This window comes from Bacillus sp. FSL K6-4563, from assembly GCF_038630405.1.
Lineage (GTDB): Bacteria > Bacillota > Bacilli > Bacillales > Bacillaceae > Bacillus > Bacillus pumilus.
Window position 1 is genome coordinate 1732152 of sequence record NZ_CP152030.1, and the last position, 20947, is coordinate 1753098.

Genomic DNA, 20947 nt, shown 5'->3' on the forward strand with positions numbered 1-20947 from the left:
ACAAAATGGGAATTATGCCGATAATATAATAACTATTTAAAAGAAGAACATTATTTGGAGGGTGAGTAAGTGAGTTTATGGAATACTATTAAGAATATGATTTTTAAACAAGAAGCAAAAAGTACTGTGAACACTTTAGAAGAAATAGCTGATCCGCCCCTGAAAATTGATGAATATCCAAAGTATGTGAGTGAAACTTCATACTCAGTAAAGTATGAAGAGGAAGATGCATTTTTTGAATATATCACATTCAATGTTGCTGGAGTAAGCTATTATCAAAAAGAAATAAAAAAGGCCATTGCCCAAGAAAAAGACAATTATAATTTTGAAGAAAAATATAATGGAATGACCAATACTGAAATATTAGAATACACTTATGACGAGCCTATTTTCCTTCATCAGGATGAATTTTTTTCTGATTGTTATTTGCAACTTGAGGAGGACAACGAACATGATCCTCAAGCTATTGCAGTCTATGTTAATGATTTGAAAGTAGGGCATGTTCCACTTAAAGATTATAAAAAAGGCAAGGAATTTATATTCAGATATCTTAAAGATGGTATTTCCCATCCTGTTTCATCGAGATTGTATGGTGGGAAATATAAAATTAACCGTGATGATATAAAAGTTGATACTGGTGAATCCACTTACAAAATCGAGTGTCAAATAGTTATTAAGACGAATAAGCAGTAAGACAGATGGTTTTCAAATAAGATGATGTTTTTATGGATTATCAATAATATGTATATTGAACCATTAAAGGTATGCAACCAAAACCCTATTTACTTCATTTATTTACAAATGATAGCATAAAACCGAGGAGGGTTATTCTTAACAGCTGAAACAAAATATTGAATTACAAAAATATGCTTAATATTTGTTAGAAGTATAGCCACTAAATATTTAAAATTAGGAGTTATTATGAAAAATTTAAGCACTTCAAAAGGATTATTACTCTCAATGGTTGCTGGAGTTTCTTTTTTAACAGTCACACCTTTTGCAGAAGCAAATGCTGCTAAAGCTCTCGAAAAAGAACAGTCCTATTCTTATTCATCTGTAAAATCTTCTTTTGATCAATCAAAAGAGCCTACAATAGATGAGATTGCACAGTATTGGAATCTAAATGAAGAAGAAACAGTAAAATTCAAAAAAACTATACAAGAATTTCAAGAAAAGGAAAATGGGGAAGCCTCTGTACATGGTAAATTCACATCGGCTATAAAAGCAATAAAAGGTGCTTATGACCAATTACCGAAAAAACTTAAGGTAATGATAGGCGGTGTTACTGGGTTAGAAACGATTCTAATGACTCTAGAACATTATACAGGCGCTCTAGAACATGGTATCTATTTAGGCGCTCTTAAAGTTACTGGAAATGAAAATGCTGCGTGGTGGGTCGCTAAAACCATAATGCTGTTTGTTTTTTAAACTTAGCTAAAACATCCTAATGGTAAAATTCAAGGAGGTGCTTAATTAGATGACACAGGAAAATAAGGCATCTAAAAGTGTGTTAATTACTTTACCTATCGCTATTATAGCTGTTGTGTTGGTTTTAAGTAAAATTGATACACCTGTCACTAATGTTTTATTTTATATTGTAGCTTTTGGTGTTATGGGTTTAACTGTTTCAAGTTTAATAAAAGATCACAAAAAAAAGAAAAATTAATCACTTATGAGGGGGCTACGTTTATAGCTCCCTGTTTTTGATTTTTAATCTATTTCGGATATCTGTTTCTTGTAATAAACAGAAAGGGTAGATATGTTGATAACAAAAACACTTTCCTCGCCGACATTTAAATTTCAGGTATTGATGGGTATCGTATTAGTTACACTAATAGAATTATTAAACAATATCATTCTTTTATATTATCCGAAGGGGATTAAATAACGAGCACTTACAATAAAATTTTTGAGAAGGTTAAATTAGACTTAACTGCAAAACATATTGACGTAACAAAACCTGGATTTTATGATGATCCAAATTTTATAGAGAATGAGAAAGTAGACTCGAAATTTTTAGAGAATTATGCAAAGTTTGTTCTGTACAAAGAATACAAGGATGATTATAAAAATCATGCACAAAAGTTCTTTCATTTGTTGCAGAACTATTGTATGAAGAACTAAAAACTGACGGAAGGCAAAACGCTTGTGTAGATATGGCAGGAGTGCTATCGAAGCAGAAGGAGTATGGAACTATATAGTATTTGGAGCCTTGACAATAGATTTCCCTAAAAATAGCGGTTTATCTCAACTCCATTATTGGCCTGTTAGTTCTGGCTCCTTGCAAAAAACTGCAGCACATGCTTGGTGCGTAGTGCTTCCTTTTGGTGTAGTTGATTTAACCATAAAAAACAAGGTTTATCTAATAAACACAAAACATTAATCCCAGACTATGATCTATATTTAAAAAGAGAATGAGTGTTTCGGAAGAAAATGTTTTAAAGTTGTTTCTACGCCACCAACTTCAATACCACTTCTAAGCAATTCTTCATGTTTTAAGCATCAACTTGCTCTTCTTTTTTGTACTAAATCCACCTTTAGAAAGCTCTGTTACTTCCTGTGTTACAGGATCCATATTTATAATTCTGTACTGCCAGGCTGTTCCTCTTTTTATGCACTCTACATAAAACATAGCTTTTATAGAAACGTATTTTTGCATTTTGCGGGATACCGAAAACTTTTAAAATGACCACCTCGACTTTACATATGTTGTAAATAACGTGTTAAAATTATACAAAGAAAATAATAGCAAGGGGGTAATGTGATGTCGAATTTGATTTCTTCAGTAGATGTAGCAAACACTCTCAACAAATGGTATTTACATATTAAAAAGAGGGAAGTTTCACAAGCAGTAGAGTTGAGGGATGAGATTCAAGAGATGTTAGGTGAAATGGAAGAAAATCAAGATGTTTTACTCTATTTCAATATTCTTGATTATAGATTTAAGGTACTTATGGAAGATTTAGTGGGGCAGCCAACAATAACAGAAAGCGAAAGAGTCAAAACAGATGACATGCTAAGGTTTTACTTTTATCTTTTCAAAGGTATGTACGAGAGTGCAAGGAATAATTATTCAGAAGCTCTAGTCCTATTTAGAGTAGCTGAGAGACAATTGGACAAGGTACATGATGAAATTGAAAAGGCTGAGTTCCATTATAAAATTGGCACACTCTACTATTTCAATAAGGTCACGCTCCTTTCTCACCATCATCTACAAACAGCAAAGGACATCTACAAAGGTCATGAAGGTTACAGCATACAGACCATAAACTGTAATATGTTGTTGGCACTGAATTTGATTGATGATGGTAGACTAGACAAAGCTGAAAAAATGCTTTTGGAGTGTGTTGATAGACTGATTGAGAAGAATGATAAGAGATTGTTAGCGTTGGCTTATTATGATTTAGGATTTCTCAAAATTCAGGATGACCACCATATAGAAGCAATTGAATATTTCAACAAAGCAATTTCCGCAGATGATCTAAAACAGTCAGCCCCTGTTTCATACTTACAATGTGCGTATGAATTTGCAAGATCAAGCTATAAATCAAATCAATTGGATCAGGCAATAAGTTGGGTTGCTGAGGGGAAATCCTTTTCTAAAGAACAGCAAAACACAAACTTTATTTTGAAATTCAATATCCTTGAGAAATGTTATATAGCTCCACGAGAAAGCTATGAGGATATCAAGAAAGGGCTATGTTTTTTGGAAGAAAGAAAAGCATATGTTGATATAGAGGCTTTAGCTCCTGATGTTGCATCCATTTATAAGAAGTTAAATCTTTATGAAGAAAGTAACTACTCCTTGGAATTGGCTTTAAAATCTTGTACGCTTATAGGAAAGGAGGTCATATGATCATGAAAAAAATAATGATGATGATTACTACTGCTTTGCTATTAGGTACAATTCTTGGAATGCCTGTTGGACAACAAACTCAAGCAGATGCTAAAAATGAGGTAGTGTTACTTTTCTCTAGAGGTGCAGGATCATAAAGCGCGATAGGGTTTTAATCCACCACTACGGAGGATAATTGGTTAAAAAACGATAAAGTGGATTAAAGTGTCAGGCTCCTTATGGTATTCTAGTAAAAGAATATTCCATAAAAGGAGTCTTTTTTATATGAAAATATTAGATGCTCCATCTTTACTATCAGCTGTCGAACAGAGGTCAAAGGCCTATCATAAGCTTCAAGAAGAGATGAAACTTGTGAAAAAAGCATTAAAAGGTGTATCGGGATTAGGTGATGAGTTTACTGGAAAAGGTGCAGATAATATCAAGGATTTTTATAATGATCTTGCACTTTATACGGATTCTTACCTTGATTTTATCGATATGCAAAAGGCTTTTTTAGATGGAGTGAAAGGAAAGCTTGATGATGAATCATTAGGCGGTAGTACATTTATTGACGAGCACTTCTTAGACGCTCAATTGAAGCAAGGCATTCAGAACAATAAAGATATGGTCAAGGAACAAAAAGAAGCCCTTACGGCTATTTTTGACGATATCAGTGATTTAATGGATTTGCGCACGTTTTCCAGCAAAGAGGTAGACGAGCATTTAGATGATGCGAACAAAAAAAGAAAAGATGCGATTGAGGCATTACATAAAATAGACCATGATCTAAAAACAGAATACGCAAAGTCAGAAGCGATTGAAAAACATCTTGCAACTTTTTATTCAAAAATGATGGCTGCTACAGGAAAAGGTAAGAACGCTCAGCCCATGTATTATGATGCAAAAGCATTTCACGAGACAGATGTGTACAAGAATCATGATAAAATCGATGCACAGGTGAAAGCTTATTTAAAAGTGAAAAAAGAAGAAAAAGAGAAACGAAGAATCAAAGAATTGAAAGAAAAGCTCAATGATCCTTCGTGTATATCAGAAGCGAAATACTTTGAGATTGTAGACGAAATTGGATATGAAAATCTTTCTTACGATCAAAAAATGTATTATAGCCAGCTTCTCCAAATCAAAGCGCAGGAAGAAGCATCAGAGGTATTCGTTGATAGTGTAAAAGGTGCTGCAGTTGGTCTATATGATGTGGCCAAAGATACAGTGACCGGAATATATGATCTTGTGACAGACCCTGGTGGTGCCGTAGAATCAGTCATTACGGCTGTTTCTCATCCAATTGAAACATCGAAAGCGATTGGAAAATCAATTTCAGACTCATTCCAAAAAGAAGTCATCGATGGTGATGCGTATTCTCGATCACACTGGTTCGCCTATGCGACTGGTTCACTAGCAGAAATCGTCTTTGGTTCTAAAGGGGCAGGAGCCATTACAAAAACGGGGACAACCGCGGCGAAAACAACAGTGAAGAAAGGGCTTGAACAAGGAGCAAAATCATTAGACAGAGTCTCTATTCCTAATCTATTGCCGTACTCACCAAAGTTTCAAATGGCTGGTGGACCGAAGCTTCCGTACAATGTATTTGACGGCGAAAATCTCAAAAATAAACTCCTCTCCATGGCAAAGCGTCTCGACAACAATTCAGGCTACGGAATCTCTAAGACAGGCAGACGATTACCAGCACCTAAATCACCACCGGCTGTTGTCAGTTACGGAGATCACTATGTGAGATGGAAACGTAAAAAAGTATTAAAACCAAATGTCGTTTATTCAACAAAGCAAGGCTACACCTACACAACCGATCACTACGGACGTATTGTCAAAGTTGAAGCAAGTGATTTAAAATACGGAGAGGTCAAAAGAAACCAATACGCCCAATCTAATTCAGGCAAGCCAGATCGATTACTGGATGATGATGGTGGTCATTTAATTGCGTCAATTTTTAAAGGTTCAGGTGATATTGATAACCTGCTTCCGATGAATTCACAGATTAATCGTAGTGGCGGGAAATGGTATGAGATGGAGCAAAAGTGGAAAAAAGCATTAACGGCTGATCCTCCAAAGTATGTAGAGGTCAAAATTGAGCCTGTTTATATAAATGATTCATTAAGACCTGCAGAATTTCTTGTAGAATATAAAATCGGAGACCAAAAGAGATTTAGAACTATTAAAAATAAGCCAGGAGGTTGAATTGTGGAAAAAATAGAAGAAAACTATAAAGAAATAGCAGAAATATTAAATGAAATGATTCCTGTTGAATGGGATAAAGTTTGGATGTATGCAGAAATCGTGGATGATTCGTCAGAAGTGAATTTTTATTTCTGCAACTCAGACAGTGAAGAATTGATTTATGGTCATAATATTCCTGAAAAATATAGTGTTAGTAACTCTATCTATAAAAAGTTATTGTTAAAACTTCTCCATTCTTTAGAAAACTTAAAAAAAGAATATATAAAAAATGGATTCGGAGATTGGTCGACTGCAATTATAAAAATGGAGCAACCAGGAAAATTCTTTATTGAGTATGGATACAAAGATATTTATTCATTAGGAATTGATGGTGATCAAAGAATAGCAGTTTGGGAATATGAAACCTTCGGATTTCTCCCTGAAGATGAGGAAGATAAAGAAGCTGTATTAAATTATTTAAAAAATAAAGACGACAACTAACACGCATTCCCCTCCTAATCAAGGAGGGTTTTTATGTGCCTGTATTTGATATATTTCATATCAAAAAAAACTCATTCCATTATTTAAACCGATAAAATATCACTTCACACCCACCCAATACCTCTTCAATCATGCCTTCAACAATCGCCCAATCGCCGCCCGCCAGTCCGCAGCCGATCCCGTAAGGAATGGCGATGGAAGTTTGGTTTTTCTCTTCATGTGAATGGGTTACCGTGTCTTTTAGGCTTTGTAAGCAGCTGCGTAAGGCGTCGTAATCCGTTTGCTTTCTTGTTCTTCCATACCCAGCTTGGGCAAATAAGTTGGCAATAGTTTTTCCGTCAGTTGTTTTGATGAGTTGAACGGAGCTTAACAAGTCATCTCCATGTTCTGTACATAATTGTTTATACTCTTTGTGCACATTGGGATATTTGCTTTTGATTTGTTTGGCTAATCCAGCACCCATGACCCCTTTACAGTTCACCTGGTGACAGATGATGTCTTCACTTGCCTCTAAAATGTTGCCATCCACTGTTTTGATCATATCGTGTAACCCCTTTTTAATAAAATAGAAACTTATGTTCTATTTTATCAGTTTTGATCAAATGATTTAATAGCAAAATGCTTTTTATGAGTTTCATTTATTGAAGACAGTTTACAACAACTTGATTGTCAAAGCTTGCTCATGTCATCTAAAATATGGAGAGACTAGAAAATACGAAATGATGCAAAGAGGAGTTATTTATGAATCAATTAGAAACGAATCGTTTAATTCTTAGACCGTTTTGCAATGAAGATGCGGCAGGGATGCTTGAGTACTTGTCTAATCCAAGAGTAAATTGTTTTCTCACTGATCGAATTTCTTCATTAGAAGAAGCTTTGGCTATAGTGCAAAAGAGAAAAAAAGACCATTCATATGTAGCGGTTTGTTTGAAAGAAAGTGGGCAGATTATCGGTGAGTTGTTTCATTTAAAAGAGGAGCCTGATACGTATTCAATCGGCTGGAATTTCAATGCGGCATATGAAGGGAAGGGGTATGCACGAGAGAGTGCTGAAGCATTTTTGTCCTATTTATTTGTAGAAAAGGGAGCAAGGCGGCTTTATGCCTATGTAGAAGATGATAATGTCCGTTCGCAGGCATTATGTGAGCGATTAGGCATGCGGAGAGAAGGCCTTTTTCTTGAGTTTATTTCATTTACTACATATGAGGATGGCACCCCTAAATATGAAAACACGTACCAATATGCTTTACTAAAAAAGGAATGGGAGCAGCGTCACTCTCTATAGAGCAGTAAGTAAATGATGTCAGTGACAGCAAAGTGACAAACATGTCATATGGTTCCATGGTTTGTTCGTTCAATCGATGGAAGAGTCATCTTATTTCAATTATCCTTGTCATAAATCGAGGAAAAAGGAATGAAATGAGATGCAGGGATATAATGAAGATTTATTTAGGTGGGTGAATCAGCTCAGTATCGATCATGGTTATTTGAATCCGATATTCATTGGACTAGCTGAATATACTGTGCTGTTAGCAGCGCTCACGTGTCTGTTCATATGGTTTCAAAATCGAAGTAGAACCAATAGGGGGATGATTGTATCTGCTGGACTTACTTTCATATTGGCAGAGTTAATGGGGAAAATTGCAGGAATTTTTTATTCCAACCAGCAGCCCTTTGCCGAAATGAGTCATGTCAATCTTTTGATTCAAAAGGAAGTGAATAACTCTTTTCCGAGTGATCACACCATCTTTATTTTTTCTGTATGTCTGATCTTTTGGCTTTTTCACAAACGCCATGTTTATTGGCTGATCATAGCGTGCGCTGTTGGTTTTTCAAGGATTTGGGTAGGTGTCCATTATCCATTTGATGTCTTAGCAGGTGCTGTCATAGCGAGTTTAACAGCGGTTGCAGTTGTCTATTTGCCGATATGTCAAAGGAGCGTGAATGCCATCTTGTCATGTTATGAGTGGCTTGAGCAGAACGTTGTAAGGAAGAGAACAAAATAACATGTTGCAGCAAAATGCCCCGATCTGATAATGGCTCAGATCGGGGTACTTTTTATTTTCGCCAAAACGTTGTACAATCCGCTTTGTCTTCGATATTAAATTCGATGATTTTCTTTAGGAGAGGATAATCAACTGGTAAGCTTTCCTTCATGCGAAACATCTTTTTTCCATGATCGTAACCCGCTTGTACAATGTCAGCTGAAAAGTGATCGATTCCTTTTCCTTCTGGTGCGACAGAAATGTGATGTTTTGCCACGCTAAACCCAATAATAAATGTGCCATGGTCTGTGAACATGGGCTGATTCCAAGCAATTTTTGGTTCTAATTGAGGGAATGTGTCTAATATCCATTGTAAAATGTCTTGCGTGCGCTGCTTCAGCTCTGGATTACCGATGTTGCTTACATATTCTTTAAACACATGCATGATGTTTTATCCTCCAATTTCATCGACCTCATAAGCCTCAGACGGGATTCGAACCCGCACTCCTTTCGTAAGCATAGGCTAGGGGGCAACACGCTTCCCTACGGAATTTCACCGACAGGAGTTTCACCTGTCTCAGCTCATTTGCTTTTCGGTGCTTCTGAAACCCTTGCCTTGCGACCCGCCAGCTACAATTGTTTTACGGCGCTCTTCCCTTCTAGAGCTACTGAGGCACGGAAGTTATTGATCATATTATATAAAGAAACTGGATAAATGAAAAGCTGCGCTGATAATTAGTTTACTGATCTTTAGGAGAAACGCACAAAATAGTCAAAGACACATATGATAAAAGACCATAAGGATTGTATACAGCATTGAATTGGGCTGATGGAAAGTGACAAACCTGTTGATGAGTAAACTGAAAGAGATCAATATTCAAACAAAAAATGAAGGCTTTACTCACAAATGTCCAATAAGTTCTCCTTTATTGCTCATCAGGAAAGATGCGGAATCTTTCTACTCATGGGTGTTCTTTGATAGAAGTGTCCAACAGGAATAACCGATCCTGCACAATTGTAACCGCTAACTCAATGTACGCCTCCAGTGCTTGTTGTCCTAGGCGGGACAGCGGTTTCTTTGCCTAATAATCAGAGTTTAGATGGTTTTACGGCAAGTGGTGGAAATACGATTTTTACAGTGCCAGTCTCGGGTCGCTATTTCATCACTTATCAAGTGAACACAAATGCAGCGCTGCTTGCTGGAACAAGGCTGGTTAACAGCGGATCTGCCATTCCTGGTTCTATATTAACATCCGCTTTATCGGCATCTACCTACAACGTATCACTCATTACAACACTTGCAGCAGGTAACCAAATTTCTCTCCAAATTTTCGGTTTAGTCGCAACAGTGGTGTTACTTGGGGGAGGTTCTGTTGGAGCGGCACTTACCATCATACGATTGGAATAAGTACAAAAAGCCCCCAAAAAGGGCTTTTTTCATTTCATCCCGAGATGATTGTTTATTTTAAAACCGAAAAAAGGCGGAATTTTTACGCAAACATCATTGGTTAGAAAAAAGAAAAGCTTTTTCAAAGGAAACGGTTATTGAAGATTTAAGTGATTCATATTAAAATGATCTCGAATGGACTAATTAGCAATTGCTAATAGAAGTTCCATATTTAGTGAAATCATGTGATGCAGCTGAAGGTGATTGGGGGTGTAGAATGAGCAAGATTCCTGTTGCGGAATTGGCATCATTATTAAATGACTGGAACATGGAAATTAAAAAAGATCATGCAGATGAGGCAGAACGGCTATTTGCTAAAGCGAAACAAGCAGTAGAGGAAATTGATGATGCGGACATCCTTATGTACTATTCTCTTCTTGAGAAGAGGCATCACATTCTCATGTACAATTTAAGAGGTCAAAAGGGCAGTGTTTCAACGAAAAGTATGGAAGGTCTTCACGGGAAAAAAGAGGATGACTTATCTAACCGCCTTGCCTACTATTTTGATTTTTATGAAGGTGTGTATGAACAGCATCAAGGGAATTACGAGGTTGCATTGCAAATGTATCAAAGTGCTGAAAAGCTCTTAGATAAAATTCCAAGTGAGATCGAACGTGCTGATTTTGATTTTAAGGTGGCTTGGCTTTACTATCGTCTTAGTCATATTATGCTCTCATTAAGCTATATTCGCAGAGCCCTCCACGTCTATAAACGTCACAAACAGTATGAAAGAAGAACGGCACTTTCATACTCTCTCGTTGCAGCGAATCTAACAGAGATCGGCCGGTACGAAGAGGCACTTGAGAATTATCGTCTGGCGGAAGAGGTTTTGACAAGCGAGCAGGATGACTTTATGCTGGCTCAGCATCACCACAATGTGGCTATTTTATATTCATTTTGGAACAAACCGAAAGAATCAATACGTCATCTTGAAAAAGCGCTGTCCCATCAAGAGTATTATGATTCAGATTTCTTTTTCCATTCTACGTATCTGATCAGCCGGGAACTCTGTGTGATTGGTGAAACGCAGCGTGCAAGCCAATATATAGAGGCTGCATATGCCAAAATAAAAGATGCTTCTCATGAAGTGTTTCAGCTCAAAATAGGCATCGTCCATGATCTTTACTTAACGAATGCGCCACAAAGATTTCAGCAAATTGATGAGAAATTAAGAAAGTTAGAAGAGAAGAATGAATATCATGAAGTAAAAGAGCTTTCACATTTTGCGGCAAAATATTGTGAAAAGCAAGCACTTTTTGAGAAGTCTGTTTTTTACTTGAACAAAAGTTTAGAAGCGGATTTACATATGAAAAGAATGGGGTTGATTTAAGATGAAAACAGGATTGAAAGTATTATTCGTTGTAGGTTTAGCTATCGCTGCGTCTGTTCTAACTCAAAACGTTGCGGGTTCATTCGAAGTAGCAGAAAAAATCATTGGTGGTTAATCACTAATCCATATCTCGCCCTTGTTGATGATCGTCAGCAAGGGTTTTTTGTTTAAATAGGCTCTTCTTATTAAACGCTACAAGAGCGTTTAATAAGAAGAATTCGCAACAAAGGGGGTGTGCAAATTTGTTACCTGCCCCATTATTCTAAATAAACATAGGGCAGAGCAACAAGTTAAAAAGGTCACCTTTCTTTGCTTAATTTAATTTTTTGCAGGACTTTTCATTCAAATTTTATCAGATTGGTCTATTGTACATAGAATTGAAAGAAAAAGTGTGAACACCGCTCCGTTTGTCATGCATATGATGAGATCAAGTGTATCTAGAAGGTAGGTGATTGTATGGATCCACGGGTGTATGGAGGCTTTCACGGAGGCGGTTTTAGTGGAGGAGCAGTGGGCCCTCATATCGGCTTTGGCGGGTATTATGTGAGCCCTGGTGTGTTCTCTGGTTTAGGTGGTTTCCCTGGATACGGTGGATTCGGGACATTTTCTGGATATCCGTATGGCTCCACGTTCATTATGGGGCGTCCTCCTGGTTTTTATGTAAGAAGTTATTAGTGTTTCATTACAGTGATTGAAATAGCCATCTAACGATTGGCTATTTCAATTGATGAAAGTGCTTAAATGCAGCAGTTATCACAATGACTCCCAGGATAGAGATAGGAAGCCAAATGATGATAAACGGATCGTATGCATCAGTGTATGCCGCTAAAGCAGCACCTAGGCAGTAAAAGACAATAGAGCCTATTCGCATGAAACTGACAGGCTGAATGGGAGCTGTTCTTTTTTCCCGATGTGAAATGCGCTGAGCCAAATCCTCAAATAGGTTGGCGAGTGTATTCGTTAGAACCGTTGTGGAAATGCCAGCCACATTTAATTTGCGGGCGGCCGCTGTCTGTAGGCCCATGGCCATACTTAAAAGGATAATGAGCATAAAATAAGCACCTTGTGTATAAGGGAAAATGGTCATGAGAGCAAATAGAAGCAGTATCAGGACTTCTATGATAAAGATACGTGTAACGGCTTTTGGCCAAAACGTTTTCTCATGCTTTCCGCCTATCACAACAGCAAGTAAAACCCCTAAAACAAATCCACTTAGTGCGGTGATGGAATGAAGGGCAGTAAGCTGCAAGGAGCTTCCTGCTGCAATGCCAAGCAGCACAATATTACCTGTCATATTGGCTGTAAATACATGCCCTAAGCTCAAATAGCCAATCACATCCACAATACCTGCTGCAAGGCACAAGAAAATAAGTGCTATATTTCGAAATGAATGTGCGGTCAAAATGGTCATCCCTTTCTTACTCTCTAATGAGTAAGTGTAACGCTTAATGACCGCGTATGTCCATCTTATGTGCCGGGATAATGTCCTCAAGCCGGTGCAAAACTTGTCTGAAAGTGTCATCATTTGCAAGGTGCCTCATGCGTCGGAATGGATCGCCCTTTTCCTTTAGACGCTCTATCACAGCTGGCATGGTAAACAAAGAAGGATGAAGTCCATCTTGATGAAGTTCGTCCCATTCAAGCGGTGTCGCTACAAGTCCAAGCTCATTTCCTCTTGGTGAATAGGGCGCAATGATTGTTTTTCCAGCATCGTGCTGAATATAGTCTAAATACAAGCGCTTGCCGCGTTTTTTCTTAAGACGTTCCAGAGTAAATAGCTCAGGGGCTTGTTCACATAAAAATTGGCATATAAACGCGGTAAATGTTCTCGTTTCTTCGTATGTGAAGGCATTTTTCTTTAATGGAATATACACTTGTAGTCCTTTACCACCGCTTGTTTTAATAAAGGCTGTGAGAAAGAGGCCGTCTAAAAGCGTTTTGATTCGCTTGGCAGCTTCTATGGCTAGATGAAACTCGTTAACAGACGGCGGGTCTAAATCAAAGACGATTTCGACCGGCCGGTTCGTATCCCTTGTTTCAAAAGGAATATGAAATTCCATTGCAAGCTGGTTGCCAAGCCAAAGAAGCGTCTGAGGGTCATTACAGACCGTGTAAGCAATATCATCAGCTTGATCGGTCAACACATAATCTGGCGCATAATCAGGTGTCGACTTTTGATAAAAGAATTCATCCCCGGCGCCATGAGGAAACCGAATTAAAGTCAGCCGTCTTTCACGTAAAAAGGGCAAGAGATAGGGAGCTGCTTGTCTCAAATAAAGTAAGTAATCTGCCTTGTTCAGATGAAGAGCTGGCACAATCGGTTTTTCGGGATGAGTGATGTCAATCACAGCAGGGAGCGGATACAGCTGTTTGAGCATTTGCTGAAACGTACACGTCGCTGGATCAGTATCTAGTAAAAAGGAAGAAAAACGCGGCTCTCTTAAGGCGGATCCATCAAAGGAGATACAAGCAATGCTCGCGACGATAGAAGGTGGGATTTCATATCTTGATGCCCCTGCCTGCTTGCCTTTTGTTTGAAAGAGCCTACCAAGCGTTTGTTCTTCTTCTTTAGAAAATCCATGCTTGAATTGGACAACCTCGGTGAGTTGATGATCTTGATAAATACAGCCTTGAAAGTAGCCATTTTCTTTATCAAAATGAGTCACTATGACAGAGACATATCGCCAGTTTTTGATTTTCAACCATTCTTTTGACCGGGTATTGTCGTGCCATTTACTCGCCCCTTTTTTCGCAACGAGTCCTTCTGCTAAATACGTCGTCATTAGCTTTTTCATATGTTCAGGATTTGTGTCTGTATGAATGAGTTGAAGAAGGGAAGGGTGCTCAAGCTGTACAGATGGCGGAAGTTTTGCTGCTTGGAAAACTTGCTGTAACTGTTTTTTCCTTTCCATCAACGCCAAATCAATTAGAGATTGCCCTTTGCATCTTAATAGATCAAATGCGATCAAATGACATGGAAATCGCTTAGCCTGAAGCTTTATCGCCTCTTTGTTTTTCAGCCTGCCTCTTTGCTGAACCCTCGCAAAATCGCTTTGCTGTTCATCCAGTAAAAAGACCAATTCCCCGTCAAACGTCAGAGGTAAAAAAAGAGCAAACTGATCCCTTAATTGTTCGCACTGTTCAATCACCTCAGGAAACTGTTCATTTAATCGTTTTCCGGCTCTGCTTTCTAAATGAATTTTGTTTTGATCCCACGTCAGAATGACTCGAAAGCCGTCATATTTTAATTCATACACCCAGTCTGCACCGGTAGGAACATCATGTGCAGCCGTTAATCGCATAGGTTTCATTTGTGCATGTCACTTCCTCGTATGATGTGTTCTTAGAGTGGGATGAAATTTTCATTCACATACATAAGTCTAACGAAAACATTGCATAGTAAGGAGAAAAGAACGGAGGCGACGCGATGCATACAGTTTGGAAAGGCGGCATTAGCTTTGGACTAGTCAATATTCCAGTGAAGCTGTTTACCGCTACAGAGAACAAAGACATTAAATTAAGACAGCTGCATAAAGAGTGTCACACGCCCATTAACTATAAAAAGGTTTGTGCCAACTGCGGGGAAGAGGTGGCACCAGAACAAATCGTCAAAGCGTACGAGTATGCGAAAAATAAATTCATTGAATTAGACGAGGAAGAGCTTGAAAAGCTGCGAAAAGAAAATGAAGAAAAAGCCGTTGAAATCATTGATTTTGTGAAGATAGAAGAGATTGATCCAATCTATTATGAAAGAAGTTACTTTTTATCACCAGATACCGGCGGAGCGAAGGCTTATTCATTATTAAGAAAAGCTTTAGAGGAATCGGGGAAAATTGGTGTCGCAAAGATTATGATCCGCTCAAAGGAGCAATTAGCAATCGTTAGATGCTATGAACATATTTTACTGATGGAAACCATTCATTTCCCTGATGAAATTAGACAGGTATCAGATGTACCGAATATCCCCCAAGAAGAAAACATTGTAAAAAAGGAGTTAGATACAGCGCTTCTTTTAATCGAGCAATTAACCACAACTTTCGATCCAGCTGCCTATCAGGATGAATACAGAGAACAGCTGATGAATTTAATTGGAGATAAAATATCTGGAGAACATACAGTTCAGCCAGAAACGACAGGCAAAAAAGATCCTGCATCCAATGTGACCGATTTAATGGCAGCTCTACAGGCTTCAATCGACCGATCAAAACCAGCCAAAGCGAAAAAGGCAGCACCTAAAAAAAGAAAAGCACCAGCGAAAAAAGAAAAGAATGCATAAAATAAGACCGCTTTTGAGCGGTCTTACTGCGGTTTTAACACATCCTGAATGTTCCCATCTTTTCTATGGATAACAACAGAAGTCCCTTTATTAGATGCAATCTCACTTGCCCGGTCGATGGCTTCTTGTTTCGTTTCTTTGACCTCACTTGCTCGTTTTGCTTTCTCTGTTTGAACCGCCCAGCCTTCTTCGTGTTTGACGACATGCTGCGCATGATCCATAAGCTCTGGTCTTGCGGAGCTGCTGTCTTTAGATGGCGTGACAGAACCATGAGCTGAGACATTCTCGATCTCTTTCTCCGTTGCGTTCTTTTTCCATTCTTTCGCTTGACTGATTGCAATTGGGATGGCTCTACTTTCGTCATAGCCTTCCTGCATCATTTTGTTCGCAATCTCAAGCGCTTTTTTTCGAATGACGTTGTCTAATGATTTAAATGAAGCAGGATAATCATTCATCGTCCAAGGCATATAAAGCGCTCCTTTCTTTTATTTGAACAACTTCCCCCATATGTAATCGATCAAACATATCATTCTTCTCAAACCAATGAAGGGGATAAAATACATCGTTTTGCTGAGGCAGAATCTCATCAATTCCCGCAGAATAGAAGGTAGAAAAGGAGTGATTTTGATGATGATAAAAGGTTTGTATGAAGCCCATTTACCTGTGAGTGACTTAAAGACATCTATTGCGTTTTATGAAAAATTGGAATTGACACTTGCTCACGCAAATGAACGAGTTGCTTTTTTATGGATTGAGAAAGGGAAGAGCTGGCTTGGCTTGTGGAAAGTAGATATCAATGACTTCCCATATCATCCCTCGACACGGCACGTTGCTTTTCAAATTACAACGTCTAGTATCGAACAAATCAAGGCTTGGCTGGTTGAAAAAGGCATCAGCATTCACCCAATGTTTGGCTTTTCAGAAGAGAAGCAGCCTTTAGTTCTCGATAATCCGCCGCAATTTCATGCAGCGATCTATTTTCTTGACCCGGATGGAAATCTGCTTGAATGCATTGCCCCGCTTGAGCTTGATACAGAAGAAGACTACGATATCATGACATATGAGGACTGGGATCGAAAGAAAAATCCGTTTATTGATTGACAAAACCACTCATTGTAACTATATTGATTACAACGGTGGTGAAAGATTGTGAAACAAATTAGCAACAGGTATCCGATTGCTGTTCATATTTTGTCATTTATTGCAGGTGTTCAAAAAGAGTGTACAGGGAATTTTATTGCAGAAAGTGTGAATTCAAATCCAGCCATTGTTCGAAAAATGATGGCAATGCTCAAACGGGCAGGTCTCATTGAGATACGCCGCGGAGTAGGTGGTGCTTACTTAAAAAGGCCGGCAGAGGAAATCACGCTGTTAGATGTGTACCGTGCTGTCGATGTAAGCGAGGATGAAGAATTGTTTAACTTCCATCAGCCAGTCATCGCATGTCCGATTGGTCAAGCGATGGATACAAGACTGAGAAGTGAACTAAAAGAAGCTCAATCAGCGCTTGAAAATCACCTCAAACAAGTGACCATCCAGCAATTGTTGACAGAGCCAGAATAAAAGAAGCTCAGGCTGAACTTGAGCTTTTTTTACACCAATTGTTGTAATCGAAATGGTTATAACGAATAAACGGATACGTAAAGGGATACCAAAACATCACCGTGAATCACAAAATGAGGAGGTCAAACATTATGAAGTTATTAGTAACAGGCGCAACAGGACAGCTTGGATCGCTCGTCGTCCAGCATTTACTTAAAAAGGTACCAGCTGAACAAATTGCGGTGAGTGTTCGAGATCCGCAAAAAGCAGCACATTTAAAGGAAGCCGGGGTGGATGTACGCCGCGGAGACTTTACTCAGCCAGACACCCTTAAGGCAGCCTTTCAAGGCATTGACCGCCTTTTGATCATTTCAACTGCGGATGGTGACCGCGTGCAGCAGCATACGGCTGCCATCCAAGCGGCGAAAGCAGCCAGTGTATCCTTTATTGCTTATACAAGCGTTGTGAATGCAAGAGAGAGTCAGCTTGTCCTTGCACACGACCACGCAAAAACTGAAGAAGCCATTGTGGCCTCTGGCATTCCTCATGTGTTTCTAAGAAACAACTGGTATGTAGAAAATGAAAAAGATACGATACTAGCAGCGGTTAGCGGCGCACCATTTTTAAGTCCAATTGGTGATGGCAAGGTTGGCTGGGCAACAAGAAATGACTACGCAGAAGCGGCGGCAAATGCGTTAACACTTTCTAAACATGACAAGGAGATATATGAACTGTCAGGCCCTCTTCGGACACACACTGAACTTGCTCACATTGTCAGTGAGGTGAGCGGAAAAGAGATTAAAGTGGAGCCAATTGATGTCGACACATTTGGGGAATTTTTAGCTTCTAATGGTGTACCAAAAGAAGCTGTTCCATTTGTCAAAGCCATTCAAAGCGGAATTCGCGATGGTGCCTTAGCCGTTGGAAGCCATGATTTCGAAACCTTATTAGGCCGGCCTTTAACGCCTATCGACGAAAAAATTCGTGAAATGATTTCAAAATAAATTTTCTCAAACGTCCTATCAAAAGGGCGTTTTTTTCATTCAAGCTACACGAGCACTTCATTGAAATTGCAGGAAGTTGGGACTAAAATGGAATTTAGGCTTATTATTTGTTTATTCTTCCTGTTTAATTGAGAAAGTGTACCCTAGCATAGGGAAGCTAATAATAAGGGGTAGATTTTCAATAAGTTCTTATTCTTATGGAAAATGGACGTATATAATGGCTATCACTCTTTCTTAACATATGCAACCTTATTAAACCTACATAAGCAGGAGGTGATGTAATGTTACGAAAAGCCTCACTTTCTTATTTTATTGCAAGCATTATTACAATAATAGTCATTTTGATTGAAGTTGGTATCCGTTCAGCAGTTGTTTCTCCATTTGTTCTACTTGATTCGAACAAAGATAATAATCTAAAAGTATTAATCTCCCATTCTCTTTATCAGGGTGATTTTTTATTAACCTATCAAGATGATGACTCCAAAGATCGTTCAGAAGCAGCCTTTCAATTGGGGGAAAAGCAAATAAATTTCACGGAGATTCCCTCTAGGAATGGAATTAGCACAATTGAAACTGACAAATTAATGAAAGATCAGGCAACGGTTTTTCTAAGAATAGGTTTTGTACTTATTCATGATGATAAAATTAAGATGGAGCAGGTATCGCAAAATCCTTTTTTCTCTAAATACAATCTAACGAATCTAACAGAAACCACTAAGGTCAAAACAGGTTTTAAGCATAATACCACATATATTATATTCATTACCTTAATGGGAATCCTTTTTCCAGCTATGTTATTTTTATTTTTTAATCTTCATGAATCTATGAAAAACCTATTCACATTATTTATTCCCTTTGTTCTAACCATTTTTCTTCCTTTGGGATTAAATTATTTTTTCTTAATGGGATATGTGCTATCAATAACAGGCTCTTATGTCTTAAGTATTATTCTCTCTATACTTGTACCTAGTTTCCTGTCAGTCTTATTGACAGCTTATTCATTTGAGTATACTACAAAAGATACGCCTGAAGATTTAGAAGAGAATGAAGGCGCGTCAGGAAATTCGTTCTTAATGAATGTTAGGGAGCAAGTCGTTTTGTTTGGTGCTACCACATTATCCTTGTTATATTTCGGATCTTATTTATTACTTCCTTTGTCATTTCAAGCGGAGATCATGGATAACCTTTTTCTATTTTGTGGCTGGTACTTCGCTCTAATCATATTATTTATTATTGGTTACTCAATCATTCAAAAAATAATAAACAAATATGAAGTTTTAAATACGGAAGCATTCATGTATATTCGCAAGGATATTGAGTATAAGACAAACAAAAAAGTGAATATTTGGGTGAAAAAAGACTCTAAACAGGATGTGAATGCCTGGATATATTCTTTTAAACTTCCTTTTAGAAGAAGAGTCGATGTGTATGTAACAGAAGGGTTGCTAGATAAGTTTGATAAAGAGGAAATTCGTGCTATCTTATACCATGAAATGGGACATGCGAAGTTAAAACACGCACATTATACCTTGTACCTAACTTTGATCGTAACATTACTTATGGGCATCAGTATGTATTACGCTAGACAGGTTATGCTTGCTAACGGATGGTGGCAATATGTTCTTATTTTCCCAATAGGAATAATTCTCATGATCTTCATTACGGAATGGCTGCCAAAGAAAATCAGCCGGTTGTTTGAAATTCAAGCTGATAACTTTGCTGTTTCCCATCTTGAGAATAAAACATTGTACCTCAATACTTTGATTAAATTAAGCAATCTTATTGAAGAAGAAGATGGAGATTATGGAAGAAAGTCTGAATGGCGTGAAAGTCACCCCTCTTTCGAAATAAGAATTGAGAACATAAAGAAAAATTAGGCCACCTCACACCTATCAAAGAAAGAATTCATGAAATGATTTTAAAATAAACATATGAAAAACGTCCTATCAAAAGGGCGTTTTTTTCATTCAAGCTACACGAGCCACATGTCCAAATTTAGACAAATCACCTCGTTGAAATTTCAGAAATTTGGGATTAAAATGAAAATAAGGCCTGTTATTTCGTCATCAGATGACCAAATTGATGAATCAAATTGCAGCAAAGAAGGGAAGTTCGCCGATGAAAGTCCATTTATTCGTTACTTGTTTAATTGACACCATGCAGCCAAATGTAGGAAAGGCCACAGTGGAAGTATTAGAAAGGCTCGGTGTAGAAGTGGAATTTCCAGAGGCACAAGTGTGCTGCGGGCAGCCAGCCTTTAACAGCGGCTATACAAAAGAAACCATTAAAGCAGCAAAAAACATGATCAAAGCCTTTGAATCAGCTAAATATGTCGTGACGCCATCAGGTTCTTGTAAGGCGATGTTTTTAGAATATCCTCATCTTTTAAAAGAAGACCCAGTGTGGTCAGCAAAAGCTAAGGCACTTGCTGAGAAAACATATGAATTAACCGAGTTTATTGTTGATATATTACACGTCACAGATGTCGGAGCGAGCCTGAAAGGAAACGCAGCCTATCACACATCCTGTCATATGACGAGACTGCTGCGAATTAAGGAAGCCCCTTTCACACTGTTGTCAAATGTCAAAGATTTAACGATGACACCATTGCCGCGCGCCGAAAATTGCTGCGGATTTGGAGGAACCTTTTCAATAAAAATGACTCCTATTTCTGAGCAAATGGTCGATGAGAAAGTCCAAAGCATAGAGGAGACAGACGCTGAATACATCATTGGTGCTGACTGCGGCTGCCTGCTGAATATTGGCGGGAGGCTGAATCGTCTTGATAAGCCCATTCAAGTGATGCATATCGCAGAGGTATTAAATAGCCGCTGACTT

The 20947-nt window shown here is 38.2% G+C and carries 23 protein-coding genes; 18 read left to right on the forward strand and 5 right to left on the reverse strand.

Going from position 1 to position 20947, the window contains the following annotated elements; all coding sequences use genetic code 11:
• Window positions 1-69: 69 nt before the first annotated feature.
• The 7 genes from MHH54_RS08585 to MHH54_RS08615 all read left to right on the forward strand — a co-directional run bounded on the left by MHH54_RS08585 (window position 70) and on the right by MHH54_RS08615 (window position 6526).
• Window positions 70-693 carry a hypothetical protein gene (locus MHH54_RS08585; RefSeq protein ID WP_231953223.1) on the forward strand — a complete coding sequence of 208 codons (624 nt, stop codon included), beginning with the start codon at window positions 70-72 and terminating at the stop codon, window positions 691-693.
• Window positions 694-921: 228 nt separating this feature from the next.
• Window positions 922-1428 carry a hypothetical protein gene (locus MHH54_RS08590; RefSeq protein ID WP_003211709.1) on the forward strand — a complete coding sequence of 169 codons (507 nt, stop codon included), beginning with the start codon at window positions 922-924 and terminating at the stop codon, window positions 1426-1428.
• A gap of 49 nt (window positions 1429-1477) precedes the next feature.
• Window positions 1478-1666 carry a hypothetical protein gene (locus tag MHH54_RS08595; RefSeq protein WP_003211444.1) on the forward strand — a complete coding sequence of 63 codons (189 nt, stop codon included), beginning with the start codon at window positions 1478-1480 and terminating at the stop codon, window positions 1664-1666.
• Window positions 1667-2764: 1098 nt separating this feature from the next.
• On the forward strand, window positions 2765-3856 hold the full coding sequence (locus tag MHH54_RS08600) for a Rap family tetratricopeptide repeat protein (protein ID WP_342500861.1): 1092 nt from the start codon (window positions 2765-2767) through the stop codon (window positions 3854-3856).
• Between the two features lie 2 nt (window positions 3857-3858).
• The gene (locus tag MHH54_RS08605) at window positions 3859-3993 is read left to right on the forward strand and encodes a hypothetical protein (protein ID WP_257736826.1); all 135 of its coding nucleotides are present in this window, start codon (window positions 3859-3861) and stop codon (window positions 3991-3993) included.
• Between the two features lie 127 nt (window positions 3994-4120).
• Window positions 4121-6046, forward strand: a complete 1926-nt coding sequence (locus MHH54_RS08610; protein ID WP_342500862.1) for a T7SS effector LXG polymorphic toxin — start codon at window positions 4121-4123, stop codon at window positions 6044-6046.
• A gap of 3 nt (window positions 6047-6049) precedes the next feature.
• Window positions 6050-6526 (forward strand): immunity protein YezG family protein, encoded by a 477-nt coding sequence (locus MHH54_RS08615; RefSeq protein WP_342500863.1) that lies wholly within the window; start codon window positions 6050-6052, stop codon window positions 6524-6526.
• Between the two features lie 79 nt (window positions 6527-6605).
• Here the strand turns inward: MHH54_RS08615 and MHH54_RS08620 are convergent, their stop codons facing one another.
• On the reverse strand, window positions 6606-7067 hold the full coding sequence (locus tag MHH54_RS08620) for a macro domain-containing protein (protein WP_342500864.1): 462 nt from the start codon (window positions 7065-7067) through the stop codon (window positions 6606-6608).
• 200 nt (window positions 7068-7267) lie between these two features.
• On the opposite strand from MHH54_RS08620, the gene MHH54_RS08625 reads away from it, so the two are divergent.
• Window positions 7268-7810, forward strand: a complete 543-nt coding sequence (locus tag MHH54_RS08625; RefSeq protein ID WP_044141647.1) for a GNAT family N-acetyltransferase — start codon at window positions 7268-7270, stop codon at window positions 7808-7810.
• 139 nt (window positions 7811-7949) lie between these two features.
• On the forward strand, window positions 7950-8531 hold the full coding sequence (locus MHH54_RS08630) for an undecaprenyl-diphosphatase (protein ID WP_342500865.1): 582 nt from the start codon (window positions 7950-7952) through the stop codon (window positions 8529-8531).
• Between the two features lie 52 nt (window positions 8532-8583).
• Here MHH54_RS08630 and MHH54_RS08635 read toward each other — a convergent pair whose 3' ends face one another.
• Window positions 8584-8955, reverse strand: coding sequence for an iron chaperone (locus MHH54_RS08635; protein WP_050944919.1), 372 nt, complete (start codon window positions 8953-8955; stop codon window positions 8584-8586).
• 633 nt (window positions 8956-9588) lie between these two features.
• Here MHH54_RS08635 and MHH54_RS08640 point away from each other — a divergent pair.
• The 3 genes from MHH54_RS08640 to MHH54_RS08650 all read left to right on the forward strand — a co-directional run bounded on the left by MHH54_RS08640 (window position 9589) and on the right by MHH54_RS08650 (window position 11962).
• Window positions 9589-9918, forward strand: a complete 330-nt coding sequence (locus MHH54_RS08640; protein ID WP_342500866.1) for a hypothetical protein — start codon at window positions 9589-9591, stop codon at window positions 9916-9918.
• Between the two features lie 256 nt (window positions 9919-10174).
• Window positions 10175-11287, forward strand: coding sequence for a Rap family tetratricopeptide repeat protein (locus tag MHH54_RS08645; protein WP_342500867.1), 1113 nt, complete (start codon window positions 10175-10177; stop codon window positions 11285-11287).
• A gap of 456 nt (window positions 11288-11743) precedes the next feature.
• Window positions 11744-11962, forward strand: coding sequence for a hypothetical protein (locus MHH54_RS08650; RefSeq protein WP_044141425.1), 219 nt, complete (start codon window positions 11744-11746; stop codon window positions 11960-11962).
• Between the two features lie 40 nt (window positions 11963-12002).
• Here the strand turns inward: MHH54_RS08650 and MHH54_RS08655 are convergent, their stop codons facing one another.
• Window positions 12003-12698 carry a YoaK family protein gene (locus tag MHH54_RS08655; protein WP_106035491.1) on the reverse strand — a complete coding sequence of 232 codons (696 nt, stop codon included), beginning with the start codon at window positions 12696-12698 and terminating at the stop codon, window positions 12003-12005.
• A 34-nt stretch (window positions 12699-12732) separates the two neighbouring features.
• Window positions 12733-14598: a DNA ligase D gene (locus MHH54_RS08660; RefSeq protein WP_342500868.1), complete on the reverse strand. Its 1866-nt coding sequence runs from the start codon at window positions 14596-14598 to the stop codon at window positions 12733-12735.
• A gap of 116 nt (window positions 14599-14714) precedes the next feature.
• Here MHH54_RS08660 and MHH54_RS08665 point away from each other — a divergent pair, with 116 nt between their 5' ends.
• Window positions 14715-15563: a Ku protein gene (locus MHH54_RS08665; RefSeq protein ID WP_003211891.1), complete on the forward strand. Its 849-nt coding sequence runs from the start codon at window positions 14715-14717 to the stop codon at window positions 15561-15563.
• 23 nt (window positions 15564-15586) lie between these two features.
• On the opposite strand, the gene MHH54_RS08670 is transcribed toward MHH54_RS08665, so the two are convergent.
• Window positions 15587-16030: a DUF2188 domain-containing protein gene (locus MHH54_RS08670; RefSeq protein ID WP_106028908.1), complete on the reverse strand. Its 444-nt coding sequence runs from the start codon at window positions 16028-16030 to the stop codon at window positions 15587-15589.
• 160 nt (window positions 16031-16190) lie between these two features.
• Here MHH54_RS08670 and MHH54_RS08675 point away from each other — a divergent pair, with 160 nt between their 5' ends.
• From MHH54_RS08675 to MHH54_RS08695, 5 genes are all read left to right on the forward strand, one after another.
• Entirely contained in the window at window positions 16191-16664 is a 474-nt protein-coding gene (locus tag MHH54_RS08675; RefSeq protein WP_106028907.1) for a VOC family protein, read from the forward strand.
• A gap of 48 nt (window positions 16665-16712) precedes the next feature.
• A complete protein-coding gene (locus tag MHH54_RS08680) occupies window positions 16713-17126 on the forward strand; it encodes an Rrf2 family transcriptional regulator (RefSeq protein WP_106028906.1) in 414 nt (137 codons plus the stop codon).
• A 131-nt stretch (window positions 17127-17257) separates the two neighbouring features.
• Window positions 17258-18109: an SDR family oxidoreductase gene (locus MHH54_RS08685; protein WP_342500869.1), complete on the forward strand. Its 852-nt coding sequence runs from the start codon at window positions 17258-17260 to the stop codon at window positions 18107-18109.
• A gap of 281 nt (window positions 18110-18390) precedes the next feature.
• Entirely contained in the window at window positions 18391-19986 is a 1596-nt protein-coding gene (locus MHH54_RS08690; RefSeq protein WP_342500870.1) for a M48 family metallopeptidase, read from the forward strand.
• 241 nt (window positions 19987-20227) lie between these two features.
• Window positions 20228-20944: a (Fe-S)-binding protein gene (locus MHH54_RS08695; RefSeq protein WP_268493890.1), complete on the forward strand. Its 717-nt coding sequence runs from the start codon at window positions 20228-20230 to the stop codon at window positions 20942-20944.
• Window positions 20945-20947: the final 3 nt, after the last annotated feature.